Here is a 16,680-nt window from a genome sequence, read left to right as displayed (position 1 = left end):
ATGACTCGGCAACGATGGCTCCCGTGGCTGTTGCTCGCCCCGATGCTCACGGTCTTTGCGGTCCTACTGTTCTGGCCGATCATCCGGGTCGTCAACCTCTCGCTGCAGGACTACGGACTGAAGCAACTGCTGAAGGGCGAGACCAACTACGTCGGACTCGCCAACTACAAGGCGATCCTCGGCGACTCCTTCATCTGGACGACCGTGCTCCCGAATACCGTCGTCTTCGCTCTGGTCTGTGTTGTCTTAACGATGATCCTCGGGACCATCGTTGCCCTGCTCCTGAATAACCTCTCGCCGCTGTGGCGGACGGTATGCGCGATGGCGATCATGGTCGCCTGGGCTATCCCGTCCGTCACCGGCACCTACGTCTTCGTCTGGCTGTTCGAACCGCTCAACGGCCTGGTCTCGACCTTCCTATCCCAGGTCGGTCTCATCGACGCCGGATCAATCAACTGGTTCACCGGACGCATCACGTTCTTCATGATCGCGGCGGCCAACGTCGTCTACCACGGCTTCCCCTTCATCGCGATCACCGTCCTTGCCGGACTCATGTCCGTGCCGAAGGAACTCTACGAGGCTGCCGAGATCGATGGCGCGACCGCCTGGCAGCGGTTCTGGCGCATCACCGTTCCAATGCTCAAGCCCGTCTTTGCGGTGTGCGCGATCCTGTCAACCATTTGGGACTTCAAGGTCTTCAACCAGATCTATCTCATGCCCGGCGGCGATGGCGCCAATAAGGACGTCTACAACCTGGGCGTGTGGTCCTACGTCGAGTCCTTCGGCCAGGGCCGCTACGGCTTCGGTGCCGCGATCGCGGTGCTGCTGACGCTGATCCTGCTCGTCATCACTGTGATCTACATGCGCACCCTGTTTAAGGAGGATGACTCGCTGCAATGAGTTCGATTCGCTCCTCCCACCCAATCCGCACTGTCGGCAAGATCGTCGCGATTATTGCGCTGCTCATCTACAGCCTGTTTCCGGCCTACTGGATGATCTCCACTGCGCTCGATACTCGGCCCAATGCCCGCGGCGCGCACGTTCTGCCCTCCGGGCTAACCTTCGATCACTTCCATACGGTCCTCACCCGCGGCGGGTTCACGACGTTCTTGCAGAACTCGATCATCGTGGCGGTTGCGACCGTGCTGATCTCCGGGGCCGTGGCGCTCTTTGCGTCCGTGGCGGTCGCGCGGTTTAACTTCTCGCTGCGCAAATCGATGCTCATCATGATCCTCATCGTTCAGATGATCCCGCTCGAAGCGCTCGTCATCCCGCTGTTCTTGCAGGCCAAGACTCTCGGCATGCTTAATACCTACTACGGGCTAATCCTCGTCTATCTGGCCTTCTCGCTGCCCTTTGCCGTGTGGACGCTACGTGGATTCGTCGCGGCCGTGCCAAAGGAACTCGAAGAAGCCGCCTACCTCGATGGCTGTTCCTGGTGGCAGATGTTTTGGCGGGTACTCTTTCCGCTCGTCGCCCCGGGCCTCGTCTCGACCTCGATCTTCGCGTTCATTACTGCGTGGAATGAGTTCATCTTCGCCCTGACGTTCATGTCGGACTCCGCGAAGTACACCGTCGGGGTGGGGCTGCGAACCTTCTTCGGGCAGAACACGAACGATTGGGGTCCGATCATGGCGGCCTCGACCCTCATCACACTGCCGGTGCTGATCTTCTTCCTCATTATCCAATCGAAACTCTCCTCCGGACTCATGACGGGAGCGACGAAGGGATGACGAACTGCGATCGCGACATCCTCGCCGTCCTCATGGCCGCCGTGCCGCCTGAGCCATGGCCGCAGTGGTTCACAGACGCGCTGGATCGTGGGCTCGGGGCCGTGTGCCTGTTCGCCACGAACACCGTGGGCGGGCTGCGGGAGACCGAGCGCCTCATCGACCATCTGCGCCAACGCCAACCCGACATCATCGTCGCGATCGACGAGGAGGGCGGCGACGTCACGCGGCTGCAGGCCGAAGACGGCTCCGCCTTGCCTAATGCGTGCGCGACCGGGGTGGCGCAGGCGCGCGAGCGCGGGCGATACCTCGGTGATCTGCTGGCCGCATGCGACATAGACCTCAACCTCGCACCCGTCGTCGACGTGGCAACCGAGGCCGCGAATCCCGTCGTCGGGGTGCGATCTTTCAGTTCCGATCCCGAAACCGTCACCCGGGCGGGGGCCGAAACCATCGCCGGGCTCGCCGAGCGCGGCCGGGCAAGCTGCTTGAAACACTTTCCCGGCCACGGCGATACGCGCACCGATTCACATGCCGCGACGCCGCGCGTCCTGGGCGATCGCAAGGCCATCGCGACCACACACCTCGCGCCATTTGCGGCGCTCGCATCCGATGTTGACGCCATCATGACGGGGCACATCGAGGTGCCAGCGCTCGGCGAGGGGGTGGCGAGCCTATCGCCCTGGGCCTACGAGCTCATCCGCTCGCTCGGTTTTACCGGGCCGATCCTGACCGACGCCCTCGATATGGCGGGCGCGGGGGAGGACCCGGCGCTCACCGAGCGCGGGCTGACGCCGATCGCGGCGCGCGCCTATCGGGCGCTCGTTGCCGGCGCCGACCTGCTGTGCCTGGGCGCGCCACCGCGAGAACACGAGATTTTCACCGGCGGCTACGAGGCCGTTCAGGCGGCGCTCTTCGATGGCGCGATCGACCGGGCCGGGCTCGCGCAGCGCGCCGCGCGCATCGCGACGCTGCGGCGGCCGGCCACCCGGGCCCGCGTCGATGAGGCAGCCGCGCTCGAGTTCGGAACCTCGTGCGCCTTGGCGCATGCCCGCGCCATCGGAGATGTGGTGCGCACCGCCGCATTCGACCTGCTCGACGTACGCAGCCGACCGGCCTACGCCGCCGCGACAACGGCGCCCGCGATCGCCGACTTCGCCGCGAGCCGCGATGCCCGCATCTACCTCGAGCTCGCAGCCGTCCCCGCAGACCGCGACCTCATCATCATCACGCGCAATCCCGCGACCGACGCCGCCGAACGCGACCGGCTCGACGCGGCGCTCGCCGAGCGGGGCGACGCCCTCGTCCTGCACACCGGGCTTGCGGCCGCCGCACCCGAGGCCCGCCACGTCCTTGCCATCCAGGGTGTCTCGCGCGCGCACCTCGCCGCCGCCGATCTCCTGCTGCGCGGGGAGGCGACGTGCGGATCCTAGGCATGATGAGCGGCACCAGCGCCGACGGGATCGACGCGGCCCTGCTCGACTTCACCATCACGGGCACGAACCTTGCCGCGAGCGTGTGTGCCAGCGAGCTGCGCGCCTACCCGAGCGAGCTGCGCGAGGCGATCTTGCGTGCGCAAGACCCGAGCCGCACCACCGCCAACGACATCGCCGAGCTGCACGCCCGGATCGGCAACGCACACGCCGATTTCGCGCGGGACATCCTCGCGGTCGCGAGCGCCGACGCCATTTGCCTGCACGGCCAAACCTTGAACCACCTCGTGCGCGAGGGCCGCACGATCGCCTCCCTGCAAGTGGGGGATGCGGCCCGCGTCGCCGCAGCCACCGGCCTGCCCGTCATCCACAACGTGCGCGCCAACGACATCGCGCTCGGCGGCGCCGGCGCGCCCTTTGCCCCGCTGCTCGACGTCATGCTCGCCCAGCACCTCGCGCCCGTCGCGCTCGTGAACATCGGCGGCCTCGCGAACCTCACCGCGATCACGAGCGCGGGCGTGACGGCCTTCGACACCGGCCCCGGCAACTGCCTTATCGACGCCTACCTGAGCGACTCCAGCGGCGGGCAGCTCAGCTACGACGACGGGGGCGCCCTCGCCGCCCGCGGCACCGTGCACGAGGACGCGCTCGCCGAGCTGCTCGCCGATCCCTACTTCGCGGCCGCGCCGCCGAAGTCCACCGGGCGGGAGTACTTCACGCTGCAGTGGGCCGAGGCCGCCCTGGCACGCGCCGGCCTCACCGTCGCCGGCAGCGCACCCGATCCCGATATCGTCGCGACCTTCACGGCGTTGACCGCGCGCACGATCGCCGAGGCATGCCTCGCCGCCGGGGCGACGCGCACCTATATCGCCGGCGGGGGAGCGCACAATGCGAGCCTGCTGGCCGCGCTCGGCGCGGCGGGCCTCGATATTCGCCCGATGGCCGAGCTCGGCATCAGCGCGGATCTGAAGGAGGCCGTCCTCATGGCCGTCCTCGGCTTCGCGGCGCTGGCCGGCCTGCCCGCCACCGTCACCGACACGGGTGCCACCCGCCCCGCGGTGCCGGGCGCCATCGCGCTACCACCAACCGCGCCAGCGGGCGCGCTCGCCGCGTTGCTTTCTGCCCCACCCCCGGTCTTTGCGGCCGCCTGGCCCACCCCGCTCATCCTCACCCACCGGAAGGACCCGTCATGACCCCACAGTTCGACTACCTCATCGGCCATGACGTGCCCACTGAACAGCGCAACGAGTCCACCCTCGGCATCGATCGCCTCGCCACCGGCGAGCTCGTCACCCGCCTCATCGACGCCAACGCCACCATCCACCGCGCCGTCGCCGCCCAATCCGGCCAGCTCAGCGCCGCCGTCGAGGCCGCCCTCATCAGCTGGGTCGCGGGCGGCGTCATCCACTACGCCGGCGCTGGCACCTCCGGGCGCCTCGCCGTCCTGGACGCCGTCGAACTCCTGCCCACCTACGGCGTCGGCGAGGACCGCGTACGCGCCCACCTCGCGGGCGGCGCCGCCGCGATGATGCACGCCGTCGAGGGCGCCGAAGACGACCGTGCCGCGGGCGAGGAGCTGGGCGCAAGCCTCGCACCCACCGACGTGATGTTCGGCGTCACCGCCTCGGGCCGCACCCCGTTCGTCGCGGGCGCCCTTTCCGGAGCCCGGTCGCGCGGCGCGACGACGATCCTGCTCGCCTCCAATCCGGCAGCGGAGCTCGCCGCCCTCGCCGATATCGCGATCCTGCCTGACACCGGCCCCGAGGTCATCACCGGCTCCACCCGGATGAACGCCGCGACCGCGCAAAAAATCGTCCTCAACACGTTTTCCACCGCGCTCATGGTGCGCTGCGGCAAAACCTTCGACAACCTCATGATCGATGTGCGCGCCACGAACGAAAAACTGCGCGCCCGCACCGTGCGCATGATCGTCCAAGCCTCGGGCATCAGCCCCGAGGAAGCCCGCGGCAACCTCACCGAAGCCGGCGGGCACATCGCCCCCGCCCTCGTCATGGCGCTCGCCGGCGTCGACCTCGCCGCCGCGAAAGCCGCCCTCGCCGCCTTCCCGCCGGATCCGCACCGCGCGGGCGACCCGTCGGGGATCCGCAGCGCCCTCGCCGCGCTAGGTTAGAGACATGAGTACGAGCGACGTTACCTCGGTATTGCGCGGCATGCTGCCCTCGCTACCGACGAAACTGCACCGCGTCGTCACCTTCTACCTCGACAACCCAGCCTCCGCCCCGAAGCTCACGATCAACGAGGTCGCCGCCGCCACCTCCGTCGCGCCCTCCACTCTGACGCGCCTGGCGCGCATGGCGGGCTACGACTCCTTCGGCGCCTTCCGCTCGGCGCTCGCGGCCAACTGGGCGATCCGCTCCTACACATCCCGCGAGGACGAGGCCTCCTCGGACATCTCCGCCGACGACGACCTCGCCTCCGTCGTTAAAAAGATCGCCTACCTCGATACGGAATCCGTCGCATCCACGGCGCGTTCCATCGATCTCGACGTCCTCGCGCGCGTCACCGAGCGCCTCGTGGGCGCCCGCCGCATCCTCATCTTCGGCGTCGGTGCCTCCCACATCGTCGCGAGCGATCTGCACCAAAAACTCCTGCGCATCTCGCTGCCCGCTCACAGCCCGGGCGAGATCCACACTGCGCTCACCATGGCCGCGCTGCTGCGCCCCGGCGACCTGCTCATCGCATTTTCCCACTCGGGTGCGACCCCGGAGGTCCTCGACGTCGCCCACATCGCCCGCGAGCGCGGCTGCGGCGTCCTTGCCGTGACGAACGATCGCTCCTCGGAGCTCGCGCGGCTGGCCGACGACGTGCTGTTCACCGCCGCCTACGAGACGTCCTTCCGCGCCGGGGCGACGGGCTCTCGCCTGGCGCAGCTGACGGTCGTCGACTGCCTCTTCATCGCCGCCGCGCAGCAGACCCTCGACGAATCCCAGCGGGCCCTCGAACTCACCTTTGACGCGATTCAGTCGCGCCGACGCAACTCCGCGGCCGCCAAACCCGCGACCCCGTAGAGCGGCTCGCGCGCCGCCACCCCAATCAGCTCGAGGCCGTCGATACCGCCGCCGCGCCCAGGGCCTTCGCCGCCGCGCTCGACGCGCTCAATGACCGCGGCACGCAGGGGCGCGCACTGCGTCGCGACGCCACCAGCCCACACGAGGGGGAGCGGCCCCGCCACCCCGCGCTCCCGGAGCTCCCGCGCGCACAGTGAAATCCCACGCGCAATGCGGTCCGAAGCCTCGCGAAGGATCCGCGCCGCGACGCTATCCTCGCCGCCGGTGTCCGTCGTGAGGACCTCGCTCCAGATGCGGGCGAAGCGCCCCCAGCTGGCCGGCGGCAGCGAATCGATGCTCGCAATGAGCGCCTGCGTATCGGCCGGAATGTCGAGCATCGCCAGCAGCCGCGGCGTCAGCTCGGTCGCCTCACCCGTGCCGTCAAGGTCGGCCGCAACCGCCCGCAGCACCTGCTGGCCGAGCCACGTCCCGGAGCCCACATCGCCGAGCGCCCACCCCAGCCCGTCGGTGCGCCGCACGAGCTGCGAGTCGCATATCGCCGCCTGGATCGCGCCCGTGCCCGCAAGCGCGAGCACCCCGGTGGTGTGCCCCGCCTCGTTGGCGAGGAACGCCGCCGCGATATCGTCCGTCAGCATCAGCGGGACCGTCCCCGCAGCCGCGCCGTCGCCGCCAGCGCATCCCGCGCCGCGAGCCAGGACGCTGCGCGCGAGACCAGCCTCGGCCGCCTCCTGCACCTTCGCCCGGCCCGCCCCGCCGGCACCCGTCACGGCGAGGTAAACCAGCTCCACCGCTGCGGTGTCCTCGCCTGCCAGCAGCGCGTCAATCCCGGCACCGAGCGCCGCAGCAAACTCCGCGGGAGTGATCGCCGAACGGAGGTTTGCTCCTGGCCCGTCGTGGCGAGTACGGATCACCCCGGACGCATCGAGCAATGCGAGTTTCATGGAGGTGCCGCCGATATCGCCAATGATCGCGAGAGTCATGCCCCCATCGTATGTCGCGCCCCGGACGCCCCCGAGAAACTGACAGCGTCTTCTGGCCCCCGTTTCAGGCTCTTTTCAGGTTGGGCTTGCAGTATTTAAGACATCAGGAGCTGATGAATGACATGGACATTGGCTCCGTCGCATGGATAGGCCGTCTGACTGAGGGGAAAGACGACCGGGGCGAGTTCCCGTTTCACTCCGCGGGCTCGCTCAGACTGGTGAAAGGCGCCCCGACCCATCCTCCCGGGTCGGGGCGCCGAACCATGTCCGCGCTCTTTACTCGACGACGGTAACCCTCGTCGTCATGAGGACCTCGCGAGTATTTCCCTCGCCTGAGACTCCAAAATCCACGACGGCCGCACTCAGCTGGGACAGCGACGTCACGTGCGTGCCGCCACAGGGCAGGCTCACGTCTCCCTCGGGCAGGTCGCACACCCAATGCCGTCTCCCCGACAGATCGCCGCCGTCCGCCTCGATCCGCACCCCGGCGCCCGAGGCGAGCCATTGCGCGAGCCGCTCATTGACGTGTTCCGCAATTGTGTCCGGATCGTCGAAGGCGCTCGCCGGCAAGCCCTTCTTCCGCAGCGACTTACCGAGCCGATAGGTATCCTCCGATACCAACGGGGCGATGCGAGAGGACTGGATCGCGAGCCGATCGAAGGCCGGACTGCCGAGCGCATCGAGCGGCGCAGACTTTGTCCAGAACTCCGCGAGCGCCTCATCCAGGGCGAGCGCAGCCAGGTGGCAGGCTGTGTGCGCGGCGCTCAGCGAGAACCGGTAGGCGGCATCCACCTCAACGAGCGCCTCGGCACCCAGCTCCGGGGCCGGCCCGTCGATGACATGCGCGACGACAAACACCCAGCCCTCGGTGCCCGTGCGCACCGGCACCTCGTTACCGAGATAGAGCATGCCCTCGTGGATCGCGCCGACGAGGACGTCCCGCAGCTCACGAGCCTCACCGCCGATCGTCAACGTCCCCCGGTCCGCGCCCTGATCCGGCCAGGACGGATCGACGGGGTGCGCGCACGTCGTGTCAAGAATGACGGCGACGCTACCGTCCCCGCGCTCCTCAATATGGGCAATCGTCGAGGCGCCGGAGGTCTCACCGGCGGGGTACGTCACTGTGGTGTCGCGTGTCGGCAGCGTCATACCAATGAGGCTACCCGCCGCGCATCGCCTCATCACAGCGACTTCTAGCGCGCGTCTCAGGCTTCTTTCAGGTCCGCGCCCCATACTCGAAGACATGAGGGAGCCGATGATGACATGGCATCGCCTCTCTCGCATGGATAGGCCGTCTGACTGAGGGGAAAGACGACCAGGACGAGATCCCACTCCACTCCGGGGATCCGTCCTTAACTGGTGAGAGCGCCCCGATCCTCCTCCCTGGGTCGGGGCGCTCGCCCATGTCCGCGCTGTGGGGTGGGGCGATTCATACGGCCGCCCGCTATGAACTTTTTTGCTCCACTCGCGCGCGGGCATAGCCTTGCAACGTGAGTCTTTGGCGCGAAAAGCAGCGAGCCAGGGCAGCCGCAGTGCCGCCCTGGCTCCTTGCTGTCCTCGCGATGCTCTCCGTCCAACTCTCGGGCGCCTTCGCCGTCGGATTGATCGAGGACGTCGGTCCGCGCGGCGCCGCCTGGCTGCGCGTCGCCGCCGGGGCCGTCCTCATCCTGCTCATCGCTCGCCCGAAGATCCGCGGCCTCACCCTTCGCGACGCCGGCCTCGTCACCGCCCTCGGCGTCACGACGGGCTCGCTGACCTTCCTCTTTTTCGTCGCGATCCAGCGCATCCCGCTCGGCACCGCCGTCGCCCTGGAATTCCTCGGCCCGCTCGTCCTTGCCGCCGTCACGAGCACATCGCGGCGCGCCCTTGCCTATCCCGCCCTCGCCATGATCGGCGTCGTGCTGCTGACCCGGCCCTGGATCGGCGACGTCGACCTCATCGGCATCCTGTTTGCCCTCGGCTCGGGCACCGCGTGGGCATTTTACATCATCCTCACCCAGCGCGCCGGCGACCGCTTCTCCGGCATCAGCGCCCTCGCCTACACGATCCCCATTGCGGCCATCGCCTACGCACCGATCGGGCTACCCGAGGCGATCCCTCACCTGTCGGTTCCGGTCATCGCGACGGCGCTCGGGCTCGCACTCCTCATGCCGGTCATCCCGCTCGCGTTCGAAATCGTCGCGCTGCGCGCCATGGCCCCCGCAGCCTTCGGAACGCTCATGGCGCTCGAGCCCGCCATGAGCATCATCATCGGCGCGATCGTCTTAGCCCAAGTGCCGCTGCCCATCCAGGTCCTTGGCATCGTGCTCGTCGTCGCCGCCGGAATCGGCTCGCAGCGCTTCGCCGCCCGCGATGTGTCGCCCACGCCCATCGCGTGGCCGGAGAGCGACGAAGCCTAGGTCAGCAGCGCACGCACCTTCGCGTCCGTCGCCTTACCGGAGATGACCGTGCCCTTTTCGAACAGCTCGATCACCCGCGGGTTGATATAGGAATCGCGCGCGATCGCCGGCGTATTGTGCAGCCACTCGGCCGTCGTCTTGATCGCCGCCGTCACGGCCTCGGGGGAGGTATCGCCGGCCTTGGCCGCGCGCGACAGGGCCTGCGCCGCGACGACGGTGCCCTGCCAGGTGCGAAAATCCTTCGCCGTGAAATGCCCGCCCGAGGCCTCCGCCAAATAGGCGTTGATGTCCGCCGCGCTCACCCCGTGCCAGGTCCGGCGCCGGCCCTGCTGCTCCGGCCAACACACCGCCAGAGCCGAGCGCGGAGTCTTGGGCCGCGAGTCAAAGAACTCCGCGAGGGCCGCATCCTTCACCCGCACATCCCACTCGCCGCCCGACTTACCCCGAAACGTCAGATGCACGATCGACTTGGTCACCTCGACGTGGCGGCGCTGCAAGGTCGAGGCGCCAAAGGACTCATTCTCTTTCGCGTACTGGCTGCCGCCGACTCGCAGCCCCATCGTGTCGATCATCCGCACGGCCGCAGCGAGCGCCCGGGCACGCTCATCGCTGCCTTTCAAATCCTTCGTCACGCGGCGTCGCACCGAGGGCAGTGCCTCGGCGAAGGCGAGGGATCGGATGAACTTTTCATCGTCTTGCTGGGCGCGCCACTCGGGGTGGTAGATGTATTGGAGCCGGCCCGCATCGTCGACACCGGTCGCCTGGATATGGTCATCGGCGCTCGCGGCAATCCACACGTCGTCCCAGGCCGGGGGAATGACGAGGTCTTTGATCCGCTGCAGCTGCTTGTCGTTGGTCACGCGCTTGCCGTTGGCGCCCCAATAGGTGAATCCCTTGCCGGCGCGACGGCGCGTGAAGCCGCCTGAGCCCTGCTCAACCCGTCGAACCGTCATGCGCGTTGCTCCATAGACGCCAGCATGACAGCGCGCGGCGCGATGCGCGCGCCCAACGTACGACATGCCGCCGCCAGTCATTGATGCGGCAATATCTTGATGTTAAGATATACGGCACAAAGTTCGACCACAGGCTGTAAGGAGGGCACACGTGATCAAGAAAGTGAACGAATTCCTGTTCAACACATTGAAGCCGACGGGCCACCCCGCCTACAGCGCGACTCGCGAGGCTCCGTCTTCGCTGAAGACGAAGCGCACGAAGGATCGTGCACGGCAGGCGGCCGCCCGCATCTTCCGCGGCTAATCCTCGCTGAAGACGACAACAGCGCGCCGGGAAAATCCCGGCGCGCTGTCGTGTCTCCTGGCAGCAGTTACTCCCTAGCGACCACCAAAGAGGCGGGAGAAGAAGCCCTTCTTCTTTTCGGGCTTGTCCTCCTCTTCGCGCACCCGATCCTCGCGGACCGGCTCCTCGCGCACGGGCGCTTCGGGCGCCAGGCGCTCGGCAGGCTCTTCGACGTCCTGGCGGTCTGCCTCGCGCGCGGCGTGCGATTGCGCCTCGGCCACTCGTTCCTCCTCCGGGCAACGCTCGAGCGAGGAATCCGCCGGCGCCGCCGACTCGGCAACCTCGGCATCCTCCTCAAAGACCTCGGCTCCGACGACCTCCACGTTCTTACGCTCCTCAGCCACCTGCTCCTCGGGCGCGACCTCCAGTCCGGAGACCTCCGCCGCGCGATCCTCGCTCGCCTCGACGGGCCTCTTCGGCTCGACAGGCCCCTCCGTCTCGGCAGGTACCTCCGTCTCAGCGGGAACATGCGGCGCGACAGGTTCGGAAACCGCGGGTGCGTCGTCGACGGCGCTCGCCATCGGCGGCACCTCGCGTGCCGGCTCCGCCTCGTCGTCGGTGCGGCTCGTCGCTTCAATGTTGACGATCCGCCCCGCAGAAAACACGACGGTCGCGCTACCATCGGCCGCCAGCAGCGTCACGGTATCTTCGCCCTCGCGGTGCGAGATCCCGCGCAGCTTGGCGTACTCCAGCAGGGCCGCCCGATGATCGGAGACCGTGATCGACATCAGCGCCTGCGCGATCACTCGCCCGATGCACGCCACCGAGGGCTCACCGAGCTCCAGCTTCGGGCTTTCCAGCAGGAACCACACGTCCGTGCCGGGGCCCGCTGAGGCTGCATAGTGCGTCCACACGCCCGTCAGGGCCTTCGCCGCGAGCGTCAGCTCCAGCGGCAAGTTCCGGTTGGCCTCAATCGGCAGTTCGACCTCGGTCAGCGCGTGCGTGCCATCCGCGCGCGCCTTAACTTCTTCGGCCCGCCGCACGACGGCCGCAGGAAACCCGTTGATGTTGTCCCACGCCCAGTGCCACGTCATCTCCTGGACAGCAACCGTGCCGAGCAGGGAGGGACGCGTCACGATGGCATCATCGCCCTCGCCCCACGTCAGGCTCGGATTGTCCGAGCCGAGCTCTGCCTGCCACGGCAGATCCTCGACGAGATCCTCCAAGACGATCTGCGCCTCGGTGGACATGAACGCCGCGCGATTGACGAGCTCCGATAGTTCATAAGCCATATCTGAAGTCTAGAGCTGCCGGCCCCAGCGTGCAGCGCACCCGCGGCGGGATCCGCGCCGCGCCGCAGCGATCGCCGAACATGGCTGACGCCCCGACCCAGGGAGGCAGGTCGGGGCGTCATTCACCAGTCTGGACGGGATCCGCGGAGTGAAGCGGAATCGCGTCCCGGTCGTCTTTCCCCTCAGTCAGACGGCCTATCCATGCGATTCAGGCCAATGCCATGTCTCATCTGGCCTGATGTCTATAACAATGACGGGCCTACCTGAAAGGAACCTGAAAGCGCCAGGGGAGCCACCTGGCAGTTTGTTCCTCACATCCGCTTGCATCCGGGCGCGCCCGCGCGGCATGATTGGACGGCTCTTGCGGGCCGTTGCCCGCACTCACCACGTTGGAGGTCTCCGCTATGTCAGCGCGTGCCCAGGCTCGCTCGCTGGCCGCGGCCTACCGTGATCTGTTCGCCCTATCCGGGTGGGTGTTTATTGTCGTCGCCTTCATTGGTCGCGTCCCGCTCGCCATGGCACAAATGGGGACGCTGCTCATGGTCACCGCGGCCACAGATTCCTACACCGCCGGCGGCACGTGTGCCGGCGCCCTCGCCGTCGCTAACGCCATCGGCTCCCCGATCGCTGGCGGCCTGACCGACCGCATCGGCCAAAAGCCCGTCGTCATCGTCCAGTCGATCGTCTCCGGCCTCGGCCTGCTCGCCCTCGTGTTCCTCACGAACGCGAGCCTTTCCTGGCCGATCCTCGCGCTCGCCGCCGCGGCCGCCGGCTTCTTCCTGCCCCAGATCGGCACCCTCGCGCGCATCCGCTGGCGCGAACTCGTCTCCGACGAGTCCGGCCCCAACCGCGAGCGCCTCAACACCGCGTTCTCCTGGGAGGGCGCCGGAGACGAAGCGAGCTTCGTCCTTGGCCCCGCGACGGTCGGCATCCTCACCGCCATCATCAACGCGCAGTTCGCCGTCACGACGGCCGCCGTCCTCGTCATCGTCTTCGGCACCTGGTTCGGGCTGCACCCGACCTCACGCCTCGTGGCCGGCTCGCGCACGCACGCCCTGCGCATCGGCAGCGCCATCACGACGATTGCCGCCCTCATGATGGCGAGCCAATTCCTCGTCGGCACAATGTTTGGATCGGTCCAAACCGGCACGACGGTCCTCGCGCGCGCCGCCGGACAGGACGGCATGGCCGGGCTGCTGCACGGCGTGCTCGGCATCGGTTCCGTCGTCGCCGGCATCACAATCGCGGCGATCCCCGCCACCTATACCTTCGACCGCCGAGTCCGCGTGTTTTCCATCTCGCTGCTCGTGCTGTCGATCCCGCTGCTATTCGTCCACTCGCTCGGCTGGCTGACGCTCGTCCTAGCCATCATGGGCTTTGGCATCGCCCCGCTCATGATCACGAACTTCTCGGTCGTCGAAACGGTCACGCCCCCGACGCGCCTCGGCGTCGTCATGACGATGCTCGCCTCAGTGACGGGACTGGGCTATGCCGTCGGATCTTCGACGGCCGGCCGCCTCGCCGACTGGGGGCGCACCGCCACCATCAACGGCGAGGTCATCGGCGGCTACACGCCCGCCTATGCCGTCACCGTCACGGGCGCGCTCCTCGCCGTCATTGTCGCGCACATCGTCGCGGCTCAGCTCGTCCGCCGCCGCTCCGAGCTCAGTTAGGTCGCCAGCCCGCCCCTGCCACAGCGGCTAGATCCACATCGAGCCGAGCCACATGTGCGCGCGCCAGAACCACTTCGGCACTTCCATCGCCGTCCAGATGGGGTAGAAGAAGACGAACACGAGGCCGACGATGCCGACGGCAACGCCCCAGGTGATTCGGGCCGAGCGCGTCAATCGCCGTGGCAGCGGCTCGTCATAGGGCCGCTCACCGGGCGCGATCCCATCGATTTCGGCGGCCTCCTCGCGCTCGATCTCCTCCAGCACGACGGGGCCCGCGAGCTCGGGAATCGCGTAGCTCGGCGTGATGACGCCGGGCGCCCACGGCTGCACGATCGTGCCGTCCTCGCGCGCATAGGGCAGCGGCGGCAAATGTCGCACGTGCCCGGTGAGATAGCCGAGCGCGAAGACCCACGTGAGGCACACGAACGGCACGAAGGCGATCGTGTAGAAGGTGAAGATCGTGCGATCGGAGAAGATCAACCACGGCACGTACAGCCCGAAATACCCGACGAGAATCGCCCACGCTCGCCAATCCCGACGCGCGATCGCGGCCCACAACACCACGAGCAACCCGAGCGCGGCCGGCCACCAAATCGCGGGGTTGCCGAGTGCCGTAATCGCCTGCGCGCACTCGCCCGAGCTCAGCCCGCAATTAGCCCCCGGGCTCGTCTCCCAGAAAAATGACGTCGGCCGCAGCTGGATCAGCCACCCGAACGGGTTGGACTGATAGGTGTGATCGGAGTGCAGCGAGACGTGGAAGCGGTACATCGCCGCGTGGTACTCCCACAGGTTGTTCAGCACATCCGGTAGCCAGCCGCGCGGCACGTCATTGCCGCCATCGCGCAGCCCCTGTGCCCACGTCCGGTAGTAGCCCGACGAGGAGGCAAACCAGGAAAACCACGACGCGAGATACACGAGCCCCGCAACCGGCACGAGGTTGACGAAGGCCGGTAGCCCGCCGCGAAACACACCGGCGCCGATCCACAATCGCGCCCCGACGGCCCGCCGCGCCGCGATATCCCACGCGAGCGCCGCCAGGCCCGCGGCCGCAAGCATGTACAGCCCGGACCATTTCACGCCCGTCGCGAGTCCGAGGAACACGCCGGCGACGACGAGCCACGGCCGCCACCACAGCGCCGGACCCCACGGGTCATTGAGCCGCGAGGGTTCCTCGGCGATCCGCCTGGCGAGCCGCGCCCGCGAATCATCGCGATCGCGCAGCAGCGCCCAGAACCCGAAGAGCGCAAAGAGCATGAGGAAGCCGTCGAGCAGCGCGATGCGCGTCTCGACGATGTGAATGCCATCCATGGCGAGCAGCGCCGCGGCGGTGATCGCCACCGTCGTCGAGCGGAACAACCGGGCCGCAATCCGCCCGATGAGCCACACCGAGATAATGCCGGCAATCGCGACGGTGATGCGCCACCCGAAGGAGGAGTCCACCCCAAAGAGCCGGATCCCGATCGCAATCAGCCATTTGCCGACGTCGGGATGGACGACGAAGGCAGCCTTTTCTTGCAGGTAGGAGGTATCTCCGGCGGCAAACGCGTCGTTCGGATTCTCGTTCCACGTGCCCGCATAACCCTGATGCAGCAGCGAGTAGGCGTCCTTGACGTAATAAGTTTCATCGAAGACGAGCGACGTCGGGTGCCCGAGCCGCCAGAGCCGCGCAACGGCGGCAAATATGGTGACGACGGCGAGCCCGAACCACAGCATCGGGGGAGTGGGCGTGGGATGCGGCAGGCGGAGCCGATCTCGCAGGAAGGCCTCCCGCGCGCGAACGGTGGAGAGCTTATCGAGCGCGATGTGCGTCGCGGTCGCCATCGCAGTGCTCGCCACTTGGGATTTGCTTGGCACTGGCTTACCGTCGCCGACGGCCACACCAATTTCGTCATAGGAGGAGTGGCTGTGCTCGCTCTCGGCTTCGCGTGTGGGATCCTCATTCACACATCGCAGTCTATGTCTGAGACGATGAAACAACGACAGATCCGTTACCAACTGGAGGCCGACCAATGCGAACGCCGCAGCTGAGTGCTGGCCTCACCCTGGCCGCGACTCCCATCGGTAATCTTGCTGACGCTTCGCATCGGCTCGTCGCCGCCCTCGGCCAGGCCGATGTCATCGCGGCCGAGGATACGCGGCGAGTCCGCCAGCTCGCTGCTGGCCTCGGCGTAACGCTATCCGGCCGCATCATTGCTTTTCACGATCACAACGAGGAGGCGCGGGCGGATGAACTGCTCGATCTTGCGGCCGCTGGTCAGGCCGTCCTGGTCGTGAGCGATGCGGGGATGCCGACGATTTCCGATCCGGGCTTCCGCCTCGCCGCGCGGGCACATGAACGCGATATCCCGCTCACGGTGTTGCCGGGTCCATCCGCTGTCGTCACGGCGCTTGCGCTGTCAGGAATCGCGACGGACTCGTTTTGTTTCGACGGCTTTCTGCCGCGTAAGGGTCGCCGCCGGGCAGCCGCGCTCACTCGCCTCGCGGCCGAGCCGCGCACATCGATCATTTTTGAATCCCCGCACCGGCTGGCCGCGACGCTGGCGGAGCTCGCCGCTGCATGCGGACCAGAACGTGAGGCGGCTATCGCCCGCGAGTTGACGAAGATACACGAAGAGGTACGCCGCGGTAGCCTGATCGAGCTCGAGCAGTGGGCGCGCCAGGGCGTGCGTGGCGAGATCGTCATCGTGATTGCGCCGTGCTCCAGCGCACCCGGAGTTGGGGATCCCGGCAGTACGTCCCCCGGACCGCTCGGAGACGAACCAGCCGAGCCCGATCCCCGATTCGTTGCAGAGGTGCGCCGACTGGCGGAACTAGGGCTGAGAATGAAGATCGCGGCGCGTCACGTCGCGACCCGTGAAGGCATCAACGCGAGAGAACTCTTCAACTTGGCCGTCGCTGATTCCTGACG

Annotated in this window: 15 protein-coding genes; 10 read left to right on the top strand and 5 right to left on the bottom strand. The window is 67.6% G+C overall.

The features are described from left to right. The 6 genes from BLU67_RS06820 to BLU67_RS06795 are packed head-to-tail and all read left to right on the top strand — an operon-like array spanning position 1 to position 6,192. Positions 1–900: a carbohydrate ABC transporter permease gene (locus tag BLU67_RS06820; protein ID WP_092564078.1), complete on the top strand. Its 900-nt coding sequence runs from the start codon at positions 1–3 to the stop codon at positions 898–900. Further along, the gene (locus BLU67_RS06815; RefSeq protein WP_092564075.1) at positions 897–1,733 is read left to right on the top strand and encodes a carbohydrate ABC transporter permease; all 837 of its coding nucleotides are present in this window, start codon (positions 897–899) and stop codon (positions 1,731–1,733) included. Before BLU67_RS06820 ends, BLU67_RS06815 begins: the two co-directional genes overlap by 4 nt. Further along, on the top strand, positions 1,730–3,163 hold the full coding sequence (locus BLU67_RS06810) for a glycoside hydrolase family 3 N-terminal domain-containing protein (RefSeq protein ID WP_092564072.1): 1,434 nt from the start codon (positions 1,730–1,732) through the stop codon (positions 3,161–3,163). Before BLU67_RS06815 ends, BLU67_RS06810 begins: the two co-directional genes overlap by 4 nt. A 5-nt stretch (positions 3,164–3,168) precedes the next feature. Further along, on the top strand, positions 3,169–4,356 hold the full coding sequence (locus BLU67_RS06805) for an anhydro-N-acetylmuramic acid kinase (protein ID WP_176780724.1): 1,188 nt from the start codon (positions 3,169–3,171) through the stop codon (positions 4,354–4,356). Then, positions 4,353–5,294, top strand: a complete 942-nt coding sequence (locus BLU67_RS06800; RefSeq protein WP_092564065.1) for an N-acetylmuramic acid 6-phosphate etherase — start codon at positions 4,353–4,355, stop codon at positions 5,292–5,294. Before BLU67_RS06805 ends, BLU67_RS06800 begins: the two co-directional genes overlap by 4 nt. Positions 5,295–5,298: 4 nt before the next feature. Continuing rightward, a complete protein-coding gene (locus BLU67_RS06795; RefSeq protein ID WP_092564062.1) occupies positions 5,299–6,192 on the top strand; it encodes a MurR/RpiR family transcriptional regulator in 894 nt (297 codons plus the stop codon). Here BLU67_RS06795 and BLU67_RS06790 read toward each other — a convergent pair. Together BLU67_RS06790 and BLU67_RS06785 are read right to left on the bottom strand one after the other, a co-directional pair. Further along, positions 6,144–7,172 (bottom strand): BadF/BadG/BcrA/BcrD ATPase family protein, encoded by a 1,029-nt coding sequence (locus BLU67_RS06790; protein ID WP_092564059.1) that lies wholly within the window; start codon positions 7,170–7,172, stop codon positions 6,144–6,146. The genes BLU67_RS06795 and BLU67_RS06790 overlap by 49 nt on opposite strands. Before the next feature lie 276 nt (positions 7,173–7,448). Next, positions 7,449–8,321 carry an alanyl-tRNA editing protein gene (locus BLU67_RS06785; RefSeq protein ID WP_092564056.1) on the bottom strand — a complete coding sequence of 291 codons (873 nt, stop codon included), beginning with the start codon at positions 8,319–8,321 and terminating at the stop codon, positions 7,449–7,451. Positions 8,322–8,662: 341 nt separating this feature from the next. Between BLU67_RS06785 and BLU67_RS06780 the strand changes: the two genes are divergently transcribed. Next, positions 8,663–9,571: an EamA family transporter gene (locus tag BLU67_RS06780; protein ID WP_222842410.1), complete on the top strand. Its 909-nt coding sequence runs from the start codon at positions 8,663–8,665 to the stop codon at positions 9,569–9,571. Here BLU67_RS06780 and BLU67_RS06775 read toward each other — a convergent pair. Continuing rightward, on the bottom strand, positions 9,568–10,524 hold the full coding sequence (locus BLU67_RS06775; RefSeq protein ID WP_092564053.1) for a DNA topoisomerase IB: 957 nt from the start codon (positions 10,522–10,524) through the stop codon (positions 9,568–9,570). The genes BLU67_RS06780 and BLU67_RS06775 overlap by 4 nt on opposite strands. A gap of 151 nt (positions 10,525–10,675) precedes the next feature. Here BLU67_RS06775 and BLU67_RS12255 point away from each other — a divergent pair, with 151 nt between their 5' ends. Next, positions 10,676–10,828, top strand: a complete 153-nt coding sequence (locus BLU67_RS12255) for a hypothetical protein (RefSeq protein ID WP_176780723.1) — start codon at positions 10,676–10,678, stop codon at positions 10,826–10,828. Positions 10,829–10,902: 74 nt separating this feature from the next. Here BLU67_RS12255 and BLU67_RS06770 read toward each other — a convergent pair whose 3' ends face one another. Beyond that, positions 10,903–12,099: a DUF6882 domain-containing protein gene (locus tag BLU67_RS06770; RefSeq protein ID WP_092564050.1), complete on the bottom strand. Its 1,197-nt coding sequence runs from the start codon at positions 12,097–12,099 to the stop codon at positions 10,903–10,905. Positions 12,100–12,503: 404 nt separating this feature from the next. Here BLU67_RS06770 and BLU67_RS06765 point away from each other — a divergent pair, with 404 nt between their 5' ends. Continuing rightward, the gene (locus BLU67_RS06765) at positions 12,504–13,772 is read left to right on the top strand and encodes an MFS transporter (RefSeq protein WP_092564047.1); all 1,269 of its coding nucleotides are present in this window, start codon (positions 12,504–12,506) and stop codon (positions 13,770–13,772) included. A 27-nt stretch (positions 13,773–13,799) separates the two neighbouring features. Here BLU67_RS06765 and BLU67_RS06760 read toward each other — a convergent pair whose 3' ends face one another. Next, on the bottom strand, positions 13,800–15,716 hold the full coding sequence (locus BLU67_RS06760) for a dolichyl-phosphate-mannose--protein mannosyltransferase (protein WP_092564044.1): 1,917 nt from the start codon (positions 15,714–15,716) through the stop codon (positions 13,800–13,802). Between the two features lie 65 nt (positions 15,717–15,781). Here BLU67_RS06760 and rsmI point away from each other — a divergent pair, with 65 nt between their 5' ends. Beyond that, the gene (rsmI, locus tag BLU67_RS06755) at positions 15,782–16,678 is read left to right on the top strand and encodes a 16S rRNA (cytidine(1402)-2'-O)-methyltransferase (RefSeq protein ID WP_092564041.1); all 897 of its coding nucleotides are present in this window, start codon (positions 15,782–15,784) and stop codon (positions 16,676–16,678) included. The last annotated feature ends 2 nt before the right edge of the window (positions 16,679–16,680 follow it).

It is taken from the genome of Bowdeniella nasicola, assembly GCF_900107735.1.
Taxonomy (GTDB): Bacteria; Actinomycetota; Actinomycetes; order Actinomycetales; family Actinomycetaceae; genus Bowdeniella; species Bowdeniella massiliensis.
This window is presented reverse-complemented; position numbering and strand designations above follow the sequence as displayed.